Here is a 16,400-nt window from a genome sequence, read left to right on the forward strand (position 1 = left end):
ATCGACTTGCCAGCTTCTGTCGGGGGCCATGCCCAACTCCTTACAACCGACAGGCAGATTCTGATTACCTGACGTTATGACTGCAATGGCGCGTGGCATTCGTCATGGTCCGGCGCCAGCCGCTAGAGTCCGTCAGCTTCGCTTCCGATCCCCATGCTGAACACCGAAACCCCGAGCACCCGGCATCCCGACCTGGACACTTACGCCACGCCGGCACTGCTGGATGCATTCATCGCCGATCAGGTCGATGCCGTCGCAGCCGTCAAAGCCGCCGCGCCTCAGCTCGCCGCCGCCGTGGACGCCGCACTGCCGCGCATCCGCGCCGGCGGCCGGCTGCTGTATGCCGGCGCCGGCACTTCCGGGCGGCTCGGCGTGCTGGACAGCGTGGAGCTCTACCCCACCTTTTCCTGGCCACGGGAACGGGCCGTTGCCGTCATCGCCGGCGGCCAGGGCGCGATGTTTGTCGCCGTTGAGGGCGCGGAGGACGACCGCGCCCAGGGTGCCGCCGACCTGAACGCGCTGAACCCCGGCCCCAACGACGTGGCCCTGCTGCTGGCCGCGTCCGGCGGCACGCCCTATGTGCTGGGTGCCATTGAGGCCGCCCGCGCAGCCGGCGCGCTGACCATCGGCTTTGCCAACAACCCCGGCGCGCCGGTCACCCAGCAGGCCGAGATCGGCATCGTGCTGGACACCGGCGCCGAGGTCATCTCCGGCAGCACGCGCCTCAAGGCCGGCACCTCGCAGAAGATCGCGCTGAATACCTTCTCGTCGGCCCTGATGGTGCGGCTCAACAAGGTCTACGGCAACCTGATGGTGGACCTGAAGGCGACCAACGTGAAGCTCGTCAAGCGGGCGGTGGCGCTGACCGTGCGCGCTTCGGGCGCGAGTGAGGCCGATGCGCAGGCTGCGCTGGCGCAATGCGACCACCATGTGAAGACGGCGCTGGTGATGCTCAAGCGCGGTGTCGATGCGCGCGAGGCGCAGGCCTTGCTGGACAAGGTCGATGGCAGCGTGAGCCGGGCACTGGCTGCGTGAACACCCAGCAACGCTCGCCCTGGGCGTGGATCCCGACGCTCTACTTCGCCCAGGGGATTCCGTACGTCGTCGTCATGACGCTGTCGGTGGTGCTCTACAAGAACCTCGGCATCTCCAACACCGACATCGCCCTCTACACCAGCTGGCTCTACCTGCCCTGGGTCATCAAACCGCTGTGGTCGCCGTTGGCCGAGTTGTTCGGCACCAAGCGGCTCTGGGTCACGGTGCTGCAGTTCTTCGTCGGCGCGGCGCTGGCCGGCGTGGCGCTGACGATCCCGACCGACAAGGTCTTCCAGCTGTCGCTCGCGGTCTTCTGGCTGATGGCGTTCGCGTCCGCCTCGCACGACATCGCGGCCGACGGCTACTACATGCTGGCCCTGCCGCAGCACCAGCAGGCCGCCTTCGTGGGCGTGCGCTCGACCTTCTATCGCCTCGCCAACATCGGCGGCCAGGGCGGCCTGGTCTATCTCGCCGGTGAGCTGACCGAGCGCAGCGGCAGCGTCGTGCAAGCCTGGACCTGGGTGTTCTGGCTGCTGGGCGGGCTGTTCGTGCTGCTGGCGGCCTGGCATGCGCTCGTGTTGCCCCGGCCTGCGGCCGACGTGCAAGGCCCTGGCCGCAGCGCGGCACGCGGGCTGGCAGCCGAATTCATGGCCGTGTTCGCCAGCTTCTTCAAAAAGCCCGGCATCGCCATCACGCTGGGCTTCCTGCTGCTCTACCGCTTCCCCGAGGCACAGCTGCTCAAGCTCGCTTCACCCTTCCTGCTCGACCCCGTCGACAAGGGTGGCCTGGGCCTGTCCACCAAGGCCGTTGGCATCGCCTATGGCACGGTCGGCCTGACGGCACTGACACTGGGTGGCCTGGCCGGCGGCTGGGTCATCTCCCGCATCGGCCTGAAGCGCGCGCTGTGGCCGCTGGTGCTGGCCATGCATGTGCCCAACGTCGCCTTCCTGCTGCTGGCCATCACGCATCCAACCAGCCTCGCCGTCATCAGCAGCGCCCTGGCCGTCGAGCAGTTCGGCTACGGCCTCGGGTTCACGGCCTATCTGATGTACATGATCCACGTCGCCGATGGCGCCCAGAAGACGGCGCACTACGCCATCTGCACCGGCTTCATGGCCCTGGGCATGATGATTCCCGGCATGTGGAGCGGCTGGCTGCAGGACCACATCGGCTATGTGCCCTTCTTCGCCTGGGTGCTGGTGGCCACGCTGCCGAGCTTCATCATGGCGGCGCTGATCAAGGTGCCGGAAGGCTTCGGCAAGAAGGCCGAGGCATGAAGGACCGCGCGCGCCCGCCGCCGGGCCGCCCCAAGGCGGGCGACATCCCCTCGGGGGATCGGACGCCGTACCCGGCGACCGAGGGGCGCATCCTCTCACTGGACGCCTTCCGCGGTTTCGCGATCGCGGCGATGCTGCTGGTCAACAACCCCGGCGACTGGGGCAACGTCTACGCGCCGCTGCTGCACGCGCACTGGAACGGCTGGACCTTCACGGACTGGGTCTTCCCCTTCTTCGTCTTCATCTCCGGCATGGCGATGACGCTCAGCCTCGCGCGCCGCGCGCAGGCCGGCGCCAACAAGACGGCGCTGCTGCTGAGCACGTCACGCCGGGCGCTGGTCATCATCGGCATCGGCCTGCTGCTCAACCTGATTCCCAGCTTCAATTTCGAGACCCTGCGCATCCCCGGCGTGCTGCAGCGCCTGGGCCTGTGCACGCTGGCCGCGGCGCCCATCGTCATCTGGTGCGGCGCACGCGGCGTGGCGCTGTGGGCCGTGCTGCTGATGGCCATCTACTCGGCAATACAGCTCTGCTTGCCGGTGCCCGACGCAGACGGCATCGTCCACGTCGGCCTGCTGGATCCGGGCAAGGATGCCGGTTCCTGGCTGGACCGCCTGTTGCTGGACGGCCACCTGTGGAAGCAGGCCAAGGTCTGGGACCCTGAGGGCCTGCTGTCGACGTTGCCTGCCGTGTCGACCCAACTGCTGGGCGTGCTCGCCGGCTATGTGCTGGCCTCCAAGAGGCAGCCCGCCGACAAGGCCATGACCTGGGTGCTCTATGGCCTGGCCTCGCTGTGGCTGGGCCAGGTGCTCGACGCGCTGCTGATGCCCATCAACAAGTCGCTGTGGACGCCGTCCTTCGTCTTCGCGATGGCCGGCTGGGCCTTGCTCGTCTTCGCCGTCTTCTACTGGCTGCTGGACGCCATGCCGCAGCCGCTGGCCCGCCAGCGCTGGGCGCGCGTGTTCCACCCGCTGGTCGTCTTCGGCATGAACGCCCTCTTCCTGTTCGCGCTGTCGGGCCTCGTTGCCAAGACGCTCTACACCGTCAAGTTTGCCGACGGCGCCAGCCTCGGCCGCGCGCTGTACGCACCACTGCGCGACTCGGGCCTCGCACCGAAGAACGCCTCGCTGCTGCACGCCTTCGCCTTCGTGCTCTGCATGTACGCCATCGCCTGGCTCATGCATCGCAAGCGCTGGTTTATGAAAGTCTGATGCCATGAAACGCCGCGACCTGCTCAGCCTCGCCTCCGTTCCGCTGCTTTCCGCCTGCGCCACGGCGCCCGCCCCCGTGCCGCCGGGCGAGGCAGCGCTGGCGGCCACGCCGCCAGCGCCCGCAGCATCGGCCGCCACCGTGCTGACCCCGCCGCCGCGCGAATGGCGCGCCGCCTGGATCGCCACCGTCGCCAACATCGACTGGCCCAGCAAGCCTGGCCTGAGCGCTGAAGCGCAGCAGGCCGAGATCAAGTCCTTGTGCGACACCGCCGTGCGCATCGGCCTTAACGCGCTGATCCTGCAGGTGCGCACCAGCGCCGATGCCCTCTACGACTCCAAGCTGGAACCCTGGAGCGAATACCTCACCGGCACCCAGGGCCAGCACCCCGGCTACGACCCGCTGGCCGTCTGGCTGGCTGAGGCTCGCGCCCGCGGCCTGGAGCTGCATGCCTGGATCAACCCCTACCGCGCCCGGCACAGCACGGCCAAATCCGCGCTGGCCGAGACGCACATCGGCCGCAGCCGCGACTGGGTCAAGCGCTATGGCGACCAGCTCTGGATGGACCCGGGCGAGCCCGCCGCTGCCGAGCAGACCCTGGCCGTGGCGCGCGACATCCTGAGCCGCTATGCCGTCGACGGCATCCACATCGACGACTACTTCTACCCCTATCCCATCAACGATCCGGCCACCAAGCAGGAGGTCGACTTCCCGGACGAACCGAGCTGGCAGCGCTACACGGCCAAGGGCGGTTCGCTGGGCCGCCACGACTGGCGCCGCTACAACGTCAACACGCTGGTGCAGCGCCTGTACGCGCTGGCCCATGAAGTGCGCCCCGGCACGCGCGTCGGCGTCAGCCCCTTCGGCATTCCCAAGCCCGACGCCCGCCCGGCCGGCATCAGTGGCTTCAGCCAGTACGACAAGCTCTATGCCGACGTGGAGCTGTGGCTGCGCGAGGGCTGGATGGACTATCTCGCGCCCCAGCTCTACTGGCCGCGCTCGCAGACGGCCCAGTCCTTCGAGCCGCTGCTGCAGGCCTGGCGCGCGTCCAACCCGCTGGGCCGGCCCATCCATCCGGGCCTGTTCACCAGCCGCATCAACGACACCGACAAGAGCTGGCAGCCCGACGAGGTGCTGGCCCAGATCGACATCATCCGGCGCGCCTCGCCGGGCAGCGGCCACATCCACTTCAGCATGGCGGCGCTGTCGCAGAACCGCAAGGGCATCGCCGACGCCTTGCGCAGCGGCCCCTACGCGGCGCCCTGAACGCCGGGCTCAGAACGCGTAGGCAATCTTGCGCAGCTGCACCTCATAGCCGCGGTCACTGGTGCTCAGCGACGACGAGGTGCTCTTCACGCGCAGGTAGACGGCCATCGTCTTGCCCGTCGCGTTGAAGTAGTTGACCTCGGTCTTGCCGTTGATGATGGCGCCGGCCTTGATCAGCTTGCCGCTGGCGTCCAGCAGCTCCATCGTCGCGTTGAAGGAGAAGATATCCAGCAGCGTCGGCGGGTCCAGCGTCAGCGTGGTCTGCAGCGTCGTCGAAGCGGCCAGGTTGACCGCGTAGATGTCGACGAACTGCGGGTAGGCCGGCTGCAGCGTGCCGCGCACCCGCGCCGGGAACACGTTCAGGTATTGGGCCTGGGCCAGCGTGTCGTTGGGCTCCCTCTCCAGGCGCAAGCCGCGCGCCGCAATGATGGCCTGCTCGGCGTCGACGATGCCGGCACCACAACCCGTGCAGCTGCCCGGGAAGGCGCGCGCGGTGGACCGCATCAAGGAGGCCATGTCCGACGGCAGCACCGTCGAGTTGACGGCCGCCATCAGCGCGGCCACGCCGGCGACATGGGGCGCCGCCATCGACGTGCCGCGCAGCCAGCTGTAGCCGTCGGCCACCGGGCCGCTCATGCCGGAGTTGGACAGCGACAGCACGTTGCCGTAGGTCGCGTCGCCGCCGGGCGCCGCGATGTCCACCATGTCGCCGTAGTTGGAATAGCTGGAGCGCGCGCCGACCTTGTTCGTCGCGGCCACGGCCATCACATGCTTGCAGTTGGCCGGCGTCTGCTTGGCGACGTCCTGGTTGTCGTTGCCGGCCGCGACAACGATCACCGCCCCCTTGTTGTAGGCGTAGTTGATGGCCGACTGCGTGATGCTGGCACAGGCCGCCTCGCCGCCCAGCGACAGGTTCATGATCAGCGCCGGGTTGGCGTTGGCCGGCACGCCGGCGACCGAGCCGCCCGCGGCCCAGACGATGCCGTCGGCGATGTCCGACGTAGCACCACCGCATTTGCCCAGCACGCGCACCGGCACGATCCTGGCCTTGGGCGCCACGCCGGTCACGCCCAGCGCGTTGTTGCCCACGGCGGCGATGGTGCCGGCGACGTGGGTGCCGTGCCAGCTGCTGTTCTGGGCCGGTTTGTCCGCGCCGCACTGGTTGGCTGTGACGTTGTCGCCGGGGTCGCCGGCATTGCTGTCGCGCCCGCCACCGTCGCCGGCGCGGGTGCTGTCGGTGATGAAGTCATAGCCCGGCAGCAGGTTGGCCGCGATGTCGGCATGCGGCAGTACGCCGGTGTCCAGCACCGCCACGCGCACGCCGGAGCCCATGCCGATGTCCCAGGCCTTGGGCGCGTTGATGCCACCGGTCGGGTCGCTCATGTCCCACTGGTTGGCCCAGTTCGTGTCGTTGGGCGTGAAGGTGGGCTGCATGACGTGGTCGATCTCGACGGACTCGATGCTCGGGTCCGACAGCTGGATGTCGCGTGCCAGTTGGGCCAGTGCGCTGGCCGGCACGCGCTGGGCGAGGCGGATGACGCGATGGCCCAGTGCGCTCTCGCGATCGAAGGCCACGCGCTGGCCGCGCGCCTCGCTCATGGCCCGAAAGCCCTGCAGCGCCGCCTTGGCGGCCACCGGCGTGCGGCTGCCGTCCTTGAACTTGATGATGAGGCCGGCGGCCTGCGGCTCTGTGCGGGCCTGGGTCTGGCTGGAGGCCGGGTTCATCACGCTCAACAGTGCGGCGGCGATGAAGCTGAGGGCGAAAGGCTTGTAGGTCGGGTGCATGGAAGGCTCCGTGTCAAAGAACCCTCATGCTCGACAGCGCCCGTTGCAGCCCCGCTTCAGCGGCGCACGCGGTTGGTTTCGTTTGTTGCGCGCGCCCCCTAGCTTGCGCGCCCGGGCGCCGTTGTCATGCCGGCTTCACGGCGGCTGCCTAGCCTGCCGTGCTTGAACCAACGGAGACATCCATGCGCCGCACCTTCACCCGCCTCGCACTGCTGCTGCTTGCCGCCGCCAGCCTGCCCGCCTGGGCCCACGATGCCGATGGCGACCGCCGCGGCGGCAACACCGGCATCGCCAGCGTGCAACTGGGCCCGCGCCCCTTCTTCCTCGTCAACGAGATGAACGACAGCCCGCTGAAGAAGCGCCTGCAGCATTGCGCCGCCTCGCGCGAAAGCTACAGGCCCACGCTGTTCTCCATCGGCCACCGCGGCGCGCCGCTGCAGTTCCCCGAGCACACCAAGGAGAGCTATGAGGCCGCCGCACGCATGGGCGCCGGCATCGTCGAGTGCGACGTGACCTTCACCAAGGACAAGGAGCTGGTCTGCCGCCATGCGCAGAACGACCTGCACACGACCACCAACATCCTCACCACGCCGCTGGCGAGCAAATGCATCAAGCCCTTCACGCCGGCCGCCTTCGACGCCGCCGGCACCCTCATCGCACCCGCTGCGGCCGAATGCCGCACCAGTGAGCTGACGCTGGCCGAGTTCAAGACGCTGCGCGGCAAGATGGACGCCTTCAACCCGCGCGGCCGCACGGTGGCCGAGTACATGGCCGGTACGCCGAACTTCCGCACCGACCTCTACGCCGGCCCCACCAGCGGCACGCTGCTGACGCTGAAGGAAGCCATCGCCTTGTTCAAGCAGCTCGGCGTGAAGATGACGCCCGAGCTGAAGGCACCCAGCGTCGTCATGCCCTTTGACGGCTTCACGCAGGCCGCCTATGCGCAGAAGATGATCGACGAACACAAGGCCGCGGGCGTGCCGGCGCGAGACGTGTGGGCGCAAAGCTTCGACCTCAACGACATCCTGTACTGGGTCAAGAACGAGCCGTCCTTTGGCCGCCAGGCCGTCTACCTCGATGACGCCAACGTGCCCGCCGACGTGCCCACCGCCGAGCAGCTCAAGGCCTACCGCGCCCAAGGCGTGCGCATCGTCGCGCCGCCGCTGTGGGTGCTGCTGGCCGCCGACACCAGCGGCAACCTGCTGCCCTCGCAATACGCGCGCAACGCCAGGGCCGCCGGCCTGGACATCATCACCTGGTCGCTGGAGCGCAGCGGCATCCTGGCCGACGGCAACAACGGCTCCTACTACCAGACCTATGACAGCGCCATCACCCGCGAGGGCGACATGTTCCGCATGCTGGACGTGCTGGCCGAGCAGGTCGGCGTGATCGGCGTGTTCTCGGATTGGCCGGCCACCGTCAGCTTCTACGCCAACTGCACCGGGCAAAAATAGCCCACCCCCTACCGGCTTCGCCGGCCCCCTCAAGGGGGCACCACCAGTGGCCCGGCGAAGCCGGTTCCACGGTGGTCGCTGGGTGGCCCGCGCGCTTCGCCGCGGGGATCAAACGACATCAGCTTGTCTGGCGCGCCACCATCAGGTGGTAGCTGCCACGCAGCCCCGCCTCCTCGAAGCCGCAGCTGGCGTACATGCGCCGCGCCGGGTTCTCGGGATGGACGGTCAGCGCGACCTGGGCATGGCCGGCCCGCCAGGCGGCGTCCAGCGACGCCAACATCAGCGCCTTGCCGATGCCCTGGCGCTGGAAGGCCGGCCACAAGCCGATGCCCAGCTGCGGCGTGCTCGCATCCACCGACGCCAGGCCCACGCCCTCGGGCAGCACACGCATCCAGCAGGCGCCCGCATCCGCGCCATTGCGCACGGCCACGAGGCCGATGTCGCCGGGCCGGCCCCAGTCATCGGCATAGATGCGCACGCCAGGGTCGTCCAGCACCTCGCGCGGGCGCAGCGGCGCGGGCGGCGGGTCCCACAGCGCGATGTGCAGCCAGTCCCACAGCGTGGACTGGTCCTGCGGGAACAGCGGGCGAAAGTGCAGCATAGGCCCGAGCCTAACGGATCGGTCAGTCGCCAGTCTGAGGTCATGGCGATCACGCCAGCAGCAGCTTCGCCGCAGCGGCCATCGCGGCCTCGTCCTTCAGCACGTCGCCGGGCCGCGTGCCGTCGCCCAGCACGGCGCCGCCCCAGCGCATCTTCATGTAGCCGGCGCTGAAGCGCAGGCTGTCCACCAGGGGCGCAGCCAGGTGGGCCTCGTCACCGCTGCTGGTGGCGCACACCACATACATCGCCTTGCCGGCCATCTGCGGCTTGAAGTCCAGGCCCGGCACGCGCATGAAGGCGCTCCAGTGGTCGAGGTAGAGCTTGAGCGGTGCGGGCAGGCTGTACCAGTACAGCGGCGAGGCGACGAGGAGGTCGGTCGCCCACAAGGTGTCGTCCAGCAGGCGGGCGAGGTCGCCAGTGGGGGCCGGGTACTGGCCAACGCTGTGCCGGATGTCCTCGAAGGGCGGCAGGGCCAATTCAGCCATGCGCTGCCAGCGCACCTCGGTGCCGGCGGGCAACGCCGCCACCGCGGCGCGGGCCATCAGTTCGGCGTTGCCATCGGCGCGGGTGCTGGCGAGGAGGATGAGGACGCGGCGTGCAGCGGTTTCGGTCATGGCGGCAGGGGTTGCTGGGGCAGGGCCAAATGATGGCGCCAAGCCCATGCCCTTTGCCCGCCGCGGGGCACGCCTGCGGCCTGCCGGCTGCCCCCTCCATCTGCGGGGCGCCCCCCAGGGTTTGGGGTGGGCGCCGGCAGGGCTTCGGTCGCCCAATGGTGCAACACCCCTCGGGAGACCCACCATGCGCCGTGCCCTCCTTGCTCTTGCCCTGTCCACCCTGAGCGTGGCCCAGGCCGCCAGCGTGTCCGTCTACAACAGCCTCGCGGCATGGCAGGGCGCCATCAGCGGGGCGGCGCAGACGCAGGACTTCTCCGGTTATTCGTCCGGCACCAACCTGACAGGCGTGGCGGTGCTGCCCGGCGTCACCCTGACCAGCAACCTCGGCCCGGTCCAGGCCTTCGCGCAGACGGCCACGGCCTTTGGCGCGCGCAACCTCGGCAATGCCTACTTCGAAGGCCATTACGCGCTGCCCTTCCTCGCCGCCGCGCTGGACATCACCGCCTTCGAATCCAGCCCCGGCGTGCCCAGCACCGCGGTCGACCAGGGCCTGCTGTCATTCCTCTTCAGCGACGGCACGACGCAGGACCTCGCCATCTCGGGCGGCAGCGGCGCGCCGATCTTCGTCGGCGTGATCTCGACCAGTGCCATCGCGGCCGTCCGCTGGACCGAGGCGCATGAAGGCAACGGCGGCAACGAAGAGACGGGGCTGGACAACCTGCGCGTCGCGATGCGCACCGTCAACCAGCTGCCGCTGCCGGGCACGCTGCCACTGGCGTTGCTGGCCTTGCTGACGTCAGGTGTGCTGCCGCTGGTGCGAGGCCGCCCGCGCTGATCGGCGCGAGCCGCTTCGCTCAGAAGAACCCGAGCGCGTTCGGCGAATAGCTGACCAGCAGGTTCTTCGTCTGCTGGTAGTGGTCGAGCATGGCCTTGTGGGTCTCGCGGCCGATGCCGGACTCCTTGTAGCCRCCRAASGCCGCATGCGCCGGRTAGGCGTGRTAGCAGTTCGTCCACACGCGACCGGCCTGGATGGCGCGGCCCATGCGGTAGGCGCGGCTGCCATCGCGGCTCCATACACCGGCGCCCAGGCCGTAAGGCGTGTCGTTGGCGATCTGCAGCGCCTCGGCCTCGGTCTTGAAGGTGGTCACGGCCAGCACCGGGCCGAAGATCTCCTCGCGGAAGATGCGCATGTTGTTGTTGCCCTGGAAGAGCGTCGGCTGGATGTAGTAGCCGCCCGCCAGGTCGCCGCCGAGATGGGCGCGGTCGCCACCGATCAGCACCTTGGCGCCTTCCTCCTTGCCCAGCGCGAGGTAGGTCTGGATCTTGTCCATCTGCATGGCCGAAGCCTGCGCGCCCATCATCGTGTCGGTGTCGAGAGGATTGCCCTGCTTGATGGCGGCCACGCGCTTGAGCGCCCGCGCCATGAACTTGTCGTAGATGCTCTCCTGGATCAGCGCGCGGCTCGGGCAGGTGCAGACCTCGCCCTGGTTGAACGCGAACAGCACCAGGCCCTCGATGGCCTTGTCGAGGAAGGCGTCGTCCTCGGCCATCACATCCTCGAAGAAGATGTTGGGGCTCTTGCCGCCCAGCTCCAGCGTGGCGGGGATCAGGTTGCTGGCCGCGGCCTGGGCGATGACCTTCCCGGTGGCGGTCGACCCGGTGAAGGCGATCTTGGCGATGCGCTTGCTGGTGGCCAGCGGCATGCCGGCCTCGCGGCCGAAGCCGTTGACGATGTTCAGCACGCCCGGCGGCAGCAGGTCGGCGATCAGCTCGGCCATCACGAGGATGCTGACCGGCGTGCTCTCAGCGGGCTTGAGCACCACGCAATTGCCCGCGCCGAGTGCCGGGGCCAGCTTCCAGGCCGCCATCAGGATGGGGAAGTTCCACGGAATGATCTGGCCCACCACGCCCAGCGGCTCCTGGAAGTGGTACGCGATGGTGTTGCCGTCGATCTGGGAGAGTGCGCCTTCCTGCGCACGCACGCAGCCGGCGAAGTAGCGGAAGTGATCCACCGTCAGCGGGATGTCGGCGTTCAACGTCTCGCGGATGGGCTTGCCGTTGTCCACGGTCTCGGCGTAGGCCAGCAGCTCCAGGTTCTGCTCGATGCGGTCGGCAATCTTCAGCAGCAGGTTGGCGCGCTCGGCCGGCGGCACGGCGGCCCAGCTCGCGGCAGCGGCGTGGGCGGCGTCCAGCGCCAGCTCGATGTCGGCGGCGCTCGATCGCGCGGCCTGGGTGTAGACCTTGCCGCTGATGGGCGTGATGACGTCGAAGTACTGGCCCTCCACGGGCGGCACGAACTTGCCGCCGATGAAGTTGTCGTAACGCGCCTTGTAGGCGATCTTGGCGCCGGCAGCACCGGGGGCGGCGTAAACAGTCATGGCTTGTCTCCTGCGAATGGGTTGAGGCATGTCCATCAACGCAGAACCCGTGCCAGCACACGGCGGGCACGCCAGAGCCCGCTGCACGGGTCGTAGCCAAGGGAAATCACCCTTCAGCTGTTGCAGGCTGGAGCAGTCCGGCACAGAACGGCACAGCGCTGCGCAAACACAGGCCGCGGCACCTGCCGGCAGTGCTCCAGGCGCCCGCTGTCACAGCGCGGCGCAGCCTGTTCACGGGGCTGACACCGGCCCCGGAGCACCCCTGCCCGCGCGCCGCCGCATTGCTCCATCGCGCCGCGAAAACTGCGCGATTTCAACTGGCATGGAGCTTGCGCCTTGACCGGCCATCCGCATGCCCATCGGCACGGCGGTGCATATCCATCAACAAAGGAGACAACGCCATGCAACTCAACCCTCTCGCCGCACTGCTGTCCGTGAGCTTCGGCCTGGTGGCCGCCGGCAGTGCCGCCGCCGCCGTGACCGACCAGATGATCGAGGCCTCGGCCAAGTCGGGCCAGGAAGTGCTGTCCTGGGGCCTGGGCACGCAGGGCCAGCGCCACTCAACGCTCAAGCAGGTCAACGTGGGCAACGTGGCCAAGCTGTCGCCGGTCTGGGCCTTCTCCTTCGGCGGCGAGAAGCAGCGCGGCCAGGAGTCGCAGCCGCTGATCCACAACGGCAAGATGTTCGTGACGGCCTCCTACTCGCGCATCTTTGCGCTGGACGCCGCCACCGGCGCCAAGCTGTGGAAGTACGAGCACCGCCTGCCCGACGGCATCATGCCCTGCTGCGACGTCGTCAACCGCGGCGCGGCGCTGTTCGACAACCTCGTCATCTTCGCCACGCTGGACGCCCAGCTCGTGGCGCTGGACCAGGCCACCGGCGACGTGGTGTGGAAGGAAAAGATCGACGACTACGCCGCCGGCTACTCCGCCACGGCCGCACCCATCATTGCCCAGGGCCTGCTGCTGACGGGCGTGTCGGGCGGCGAGTTCGGCGTGGTCGGCCGTGTGGAAGCGCGCGACCCCAGGACCGGCAAGATGGTCTGGACCCGCCCCACCGTCGAAGGCCACATGGGCTACACCTGGGACAAGGCCGGCGTGAAGCACGAGAACGGCATCTCCGGCACGCAGGGCAAGAGCTGGCCCGGCGACCTGTGGAAGACCGGCGGCGCGGCCACCTGGCTGGGTGGCACCTACGACCCCAAGACCGGCCTCGCCTACTTCGGCACCGGCAACCCCGCACCGTGGAACAGCCATCTGCGCCAGGGCGACAACCTGTTCAGCTGCTCCACCGTCGCCATCGACGTGAAGACCGGCCTGATCAAGTGGCACTACCAGGGCACGCCCAACGACGGCTGGGACTTCGACGGCGTCAACGAGTTCATCACCTTCGACCAGGACGGCAAGCGCATGGGCGCCAAGGCCGACCGCAACGGCTTCTTCTACGTGCTGGACGCCACCAACGGCCAGCTCGCCAACGCCTTTCCCTTCGTCAAGAAGATCAGCTGGGCCACCGGCATCGATTTGAAGACCGGCCGGCCCAACTTCGTGCCCGAGAACCGCCCCGGCGACCCGACCGCCGGCGCCGACGGCAAGAAGGGCAACTCGGTGTTCTCGTCGCCCTCCTTCCTGGGCGGCAAGAACCAGATGCCCATGGCCTACAGCCCGGACACCAAGCTCTTCTACGTGCCCGCCAACGAATGGGGCATGGAGATCTGGAACGAACCCATCGCCTACAAGAAGGGCGCCGCCTATCTGGGCGCCGGCTTCACGATCAAGACGCTCAACGACGACTACATCGGCGCCCTGCGCGCAGTGGACCCCAAGACCGGCAAGATCGTCTGGGAGGTCAAGAACAACGCGCCGCTGTGGGGTGGTGTGCTGACCACCGCCGGCAACCTGGTGTTCTGGGGCACGCCGGAAGGCTGGCTCAAGGCCGCGGACGCCAAGACCGGCAAGGTCGTCTGGCAGTTCCAGACCGGCTCGGGCGTCGTCGCACCGCCGGTGTCCTGGCAGCAAAACGGCGAGCAGTACATCAGCGTCGTGTCGGGCTGGGGCGGCGCCGTGCCGCTGTGGGGCGGCGACGTGGCCAAGAAGGTCAGCTTCCTGGAGCAGGGCGGCATGGTCTGGGTGTTCAAGCTGCCCAAGTAAACCGCTCGTTTCGTCATGAAGGCGCCGGCCTGTGCAGGCCGGTGCCACGTTCATTCCCCGAGGTTCCCATGCATCCCACCCGCCGCATCTTCATGCTGCAGGCCACGACGGCCTGCCTGGCCTGCCCCGCCGTGGCGCAGACCGCCACCCCCGTGGACGAGGCCAGCGAGACCGCTGTCGCCCTGGGCTACAGGCACGACACCACCAAGGTCGACGCCGCCAAGTTCCCCAAGCACCAGGCCAGCCAGCACTGCGCCAACTGCCAGTTCTGGCAGGCCAAACCCACCGACGCGTGGAGCGGCTGCGCGATGTTCGGCCGCAAGGCGCAGGTCGCGAAGAACGGCTGGTGCAATGCGTGGGTCAAGGCGCCGGGCTGAGCCCAAGCCGGGCTCGCGGAACAGGAGCCCACTTGGTCGATCACACGGAAAAGCGGCTGTCGCCTTCAGGCTGGCTGCTGTCACCCAGACTTTGCGATCCATTGGCAGCTGTCCGCGGCAACGGTCATTGAACGGTTCGCAGCCTGAGCGGCTGCTGGACCACCGGGACCGGCCACCCACCGATGCCCGCGCTTGGCGAGTCACCGGGCCGGTCAACGACAGCTATCGCGGCCGCAGGCCCGAACGACGCGGGCGTCAGCAAAGTGACCAAAGCGGAAGTACCGATGTCCAGTTCAGCCCGGCGCCGCCATGAGTATTCGCGCAGCGACCAGCGGTGGCCGGCGGTGGTCGCGTACGACTGAATCACAGTCCGCCAAGGGCCGCCGCATCGATCCGCTGAGCCAGGGCATGTGTAGGTTGCCAGCGCCCGCCCTGCGCTACGAAGCGATCCGCGGCGTCCAACACCTCGCGAGACGGTCGCGCTTGAGTAAACACGGCGTCAATCGCCAAGCCTGCCAGGGCACGCTGCTGCCGATGCATCCGGTCGGTATCGACACGACCCTGAGGGTCGAACGTCAGCACGAAATACACCCTGCGGACAATGTGAAGCACGGTGCGGCCGCTGGCTGTGCGTGGAGGGCGAGACATTGCGGTCATTGGCCAGGTACGTCAGGAAGGCCTCGACCTCCGGGCCGCCCATTTCCGCGGGGTGGCGAATGCCATGAAACCGGATGAAGGCCTTGAGCCAATAGGCATAGACCTCCTCGGTCCGCAGGCTGTAGTGCATCAGGCGCAGCCGCTCTCGCAACTGGTCAAGCACCCGCACCGAGCGAAGCGGCGGCAGCGCCGCCGATGGCGCAGGCCGCAGGTTTCCCCGAGCTGGCGAACTGAGTGAGCTGACTGGCATCATGGCCACTCCAGCGGCGCCGAACAGGCCCGGCGAGAACTTGTAACAACGTGCCGCTTTTGCCGGAAATTTAATGCTGTATAAAACAACAGTCAACTGGGAAATTCTGAAGGTGAGTCAAGCACTTGCCACGATTCACCAGGGCGATGTTGTGGCGCAGCTTGCCTGCCTAGGCAGCAGCGGCGGTCTCCCGAGAACACGTTATGCAGCACGCTAGCCTGAACTCCATCGAGCGCTTTGTGCCCTGCTTGCGCCGCGGGCTCGTTGCGTCGGCGACCGAGCGGTCCGCGTGTTCGGGCGAGCGCGTGTCGGTGTCACGCGTGGCCAGCGCCCAGGTATCGGATTGGGCCTGCATTGCGCTTGCGGCTAGTCCACCAAGCGTGCTCGCCTCAGCCTTCGACGGTCTTCAACTTCGGCGGCCTTTCCCTGTCGCGGCCACCGGCGCTTCGACAAACGGCGCTCGGCATAACCGGTCGCTTCAGCGGACGGCTGCGCCGCCCGCTGAGCTTTGACGTTAGCCAGCAGCATGGACCACCTGCCTATGTCGGACGATCCAATCGAAATTACCCTTCGAGGCATCCGTCCAGACCGGCTGTTGCACTACGAGAACTACCAAGTCGTCTCTGCCGTTCAAGCCCTGTGGGGTGCCATTCGTCCCAACATGGTCGCTATATCGCTGAAATGCGTTGGGTCCGAAGTCCATATGCACTTCTACTTGGAGGCCGACTCCTCGGTTGACCGGGAGGGAATTGAAGATGTGGTGACAGACCTTGAGGCGTTACAGCTTGCCAACGTGCCAGTTCACACGCACATCAAAGTCGTTGGCGAGCGGATGGTTTGGGCGCAGATCGAAGGGCGTTGTGTCTATCGGCGCTACGAGCATGCAGCAGTTGGCTAACCGGGCATTGCAGCGGACCTGCGCCAGCTACGCTGGCTGATCCGCTGAATTTCAACGTTGAGCATCTACTGGACGCCATGGACCCAAAGATCAACGAAGCTGTGGAATCGGGAGAGTTCGGCTTTGTTTCCAACCTGGGCTCAGTTGATCATTCGCCGCTCATGGCCATGGCTTGTTCCGTCCTGGCTGCGGCTAATGCCCAATCGGGTAGCCGGGGGTATTTAGCCCCCAGCCCCCACACCACCCACCGTGCGGGTCCGCAGTGGGCGGTTCAACCAGTTGGCGCGCTCGACGAAGCCGTTATGTCGAGTAGCCCTGGGCCTTGCACCACAGAGCTTGGACGCTGACCAATCCTTGCGCTTTCAACCACGCGTTGGACATCGCCTGCTGTGTCACCGGGGTCCGTGCCATGTGCCAGTAGCCGTGGCTGCTGACCCCGTGCTGGATAGC

General features: G+C 67.8%; 14 protein-coding genes. 9 read left to right on the forward strand and 5 right to left on the reverse strand.

Going from position 1 to position 16,400, the window contains the following annotated elements:
• Positions 1–153: 153 nt before the first annotated feature.
• From ACXJKM_RS05790 to ACXJKM_RS05805, 4 genes are read left to right on the forward strand one after another with little or no spacing between them, the layout of a single operon-like run.
• On the forward strand, positions 154–1,035 hold the full coding sequence (locus ACXJKM_RS05790) for an N-acetylmuramic acid 6-phosphate etherase (protein WP_457350883.1): 882 nt from the start codon (positions 154–156) through the stop codon (positions 1,033–1,035).
• Entirely contained in the window at positions 1,032–2,312 is a 1,281-nt protein-coding gene (locus ACXJKM_RS05795; protein ID WP_457350885.1) for an MFS transporter, read from the forward strand. Before ACXJKM_RS05790 ends, ACXJKM_RS05795 begins: the two co-directional genes overlap by 4 nt.
• A complete protein-coding gene (locus ACXJKM_RS05800) occupies positions 2,309–3,523 on the forward strand; it encodes an acyltransferase family protein (protein WP_457350887.1) in 1,215 nt (404 codons plus the stop codon). The genes ACXJKM_RS05795 and ACXJKM_RS05800 overlap by 4 nt, the downstream gene beginning before the upstream one ends.
• Positions 3,524–3,527: 4 nt before the next feature.
• Positions 3,528–4,787: a glycoside hydrolase family 10 protein gene (locus ACXJKM_RS05805; protein ID WP_457350889.1), complete on the forward strand. Its 1,260-nt coding sequence runs from the start codon at positions 3,528–3,530 to the stop codon at positions 4,785–4,787.
• Positions 4,788–4,796: 9 nt separating this feature from the next.
• Here the strand turns inward: ACXJKM_RS05805 and ACXJKM_RS05810 are convergent, their stop codons facing one another.
• Positions 4,797–6,572, reverse strand: coding sequence for a S8 family peptidase (locus tag ACXJKM_RS05810; RefSeq protein ID WP_457350891.1), 1,776 nt, complete (start codon positions 6,570–6,572; stop codon positions 4,797–4,799).
• Positions 6,573–6,754: 182 nt separating this feature from the next.
• Here ACXJKM_RS05810 and ACXJKM_RS05815 point away from each other — a divergent pair, with 182 nt between their 5' ends.
• Positions 6,755–8,026, forward strand: a complete 1,272-nt coding sequence (locus ACXJKM_RS05815) for a glycerophosphodiester phosphodiesterase family protein (protein WP_056200271.1) — start codon at positions 6,755–6,757, stop codon at positions 8,024–8,026.
• A 118-nt stretch (positions 8,027–8,144) separates the two neighbouring features.
• Here ACXJKM_RS05815 and ACXJKM_RS05820 read toward each other — a convergent pair whose 3' ends face one another.
• Positions 8,145–8,627 carry a GNAT family N-acetyltransferase gene (locus ACXJKM_RS05820; RefSeq protein ID WP_457350894.1) on the reverse strand — a complete coding sequence of 161 codons (483 nt, stop codon included), beginning with the start codon at positions 8,625–8,627 and terminating at the stop codon, positions 8,145–8,147.
• A 49-nt stretch (positions 8,628–8,676) separates the two neighbouring features.
• Complete coding sequence (locus ACXJKM_RS05825) at positions 8,677–9,240, reverse strand: flavodoxin family protein (protein WP_457350896.1); 564 nt, start codon at positions 9,238–9,240, stop codon at positions 8,677–8,679.
• Positions 9,241–9,424: 184 nt separating this feature from the next.
• On the opposite strand from ACXJKM_RS05825, the gene ACXJKM_RS05830 reads away from it, so the two are divergent.
• Positions 9,425–10,075, forward strand: coding sequence for a hypothetical protein (locus tag ACXJKM_RS05830; protein WP_457350898.1), 651 nt, complete (start codon positions 9,425–9,427; stop codon positions 10,073–10,075).
• A gap of 19 nt (positions 10,076–10,094) precedes the next feature.
• On the opposite strand, the gene exaC is transcribed toward ACXJKM_RS05830, so the two are convergent.
• Positions 10,095–11,618, reverse strand: coding sequence for an acetaldehyde dehydrogenase ExaC (exaC, locus tag ACXJKM_RS05835; RefSeq protein WP_457350900.1), 1,524 nt, complete (start codon positions 11,616–11,618; stop codon positions 10,095–10,097).
• A gap of 401 nt (positions 11,619–12,019) precedes the next feature.
• Between exaC and ACXJKM_RS05840 the strand changes: the two genes are divergently transcribed.
• Positions 12,020–13,768 (forward strand): PQQ-dependent methanol/ethanol family dehydrogenase, encoded by a 1,749-nt coding sequence (locus tag ACXJKM_RS05840; protein ID WP_457350902.1) that lies wholly within the window; start codon positions 12,020–12,022, stop codon positions 13,766–13,768.
• Between the two features lie 68 nt (positions 13,769–13,836).
• Positions 13,837–14,145: a high-potential iron-sulfur protein gene (locus ACXJKM_RS05845; RefSeq protein ID WP_457350904.1), complete on the forward strand. Its 309-nt coding sequence runs from the start codon at positions 13,837–13,839 to the stop codon at positions 14,143–14,145.
• 499 nt (positions 14,146–14,644) lie between these two features.
• Here the strand turns inward: ACXJKM_RS05845 and ACXJKM_RS05850 are convergent, their stop codons facing one another.
• Positions 14,645–15,148, reverse strand: coding sequence for a phage integrase N-terminal SAM-like domain-containing protein (locus tag ACXJKM_RS05850; protein WP_457350906.1), 504 nt, complete (start codon positions 15,146–15,148; stop codon positions 14,645–14,647).
• 430 nt (positions 15,149–15,578) lie between these two features.
• On the opposite strand from ACXJKM_RS05850, the gene ACXJKM_RS05855 reads away from it, so the two are divergent.
• Positions 15,579–15,950 (forward strand): hypothetical protein, encoded by a 372-nt coding sequence (locus tag ACXJKM_RS05855; RefSeq protein ID WP_457350908.1) that lies wholly within the window; start codon positions 15,579–15,581, stop codon positions 15,948–15,950.
• Positions 15,951–16,400: the final 450 nt, after the last annotated feature.

This window comes from Roseateles sp. P5_D6, assembly GCF_054049415.1.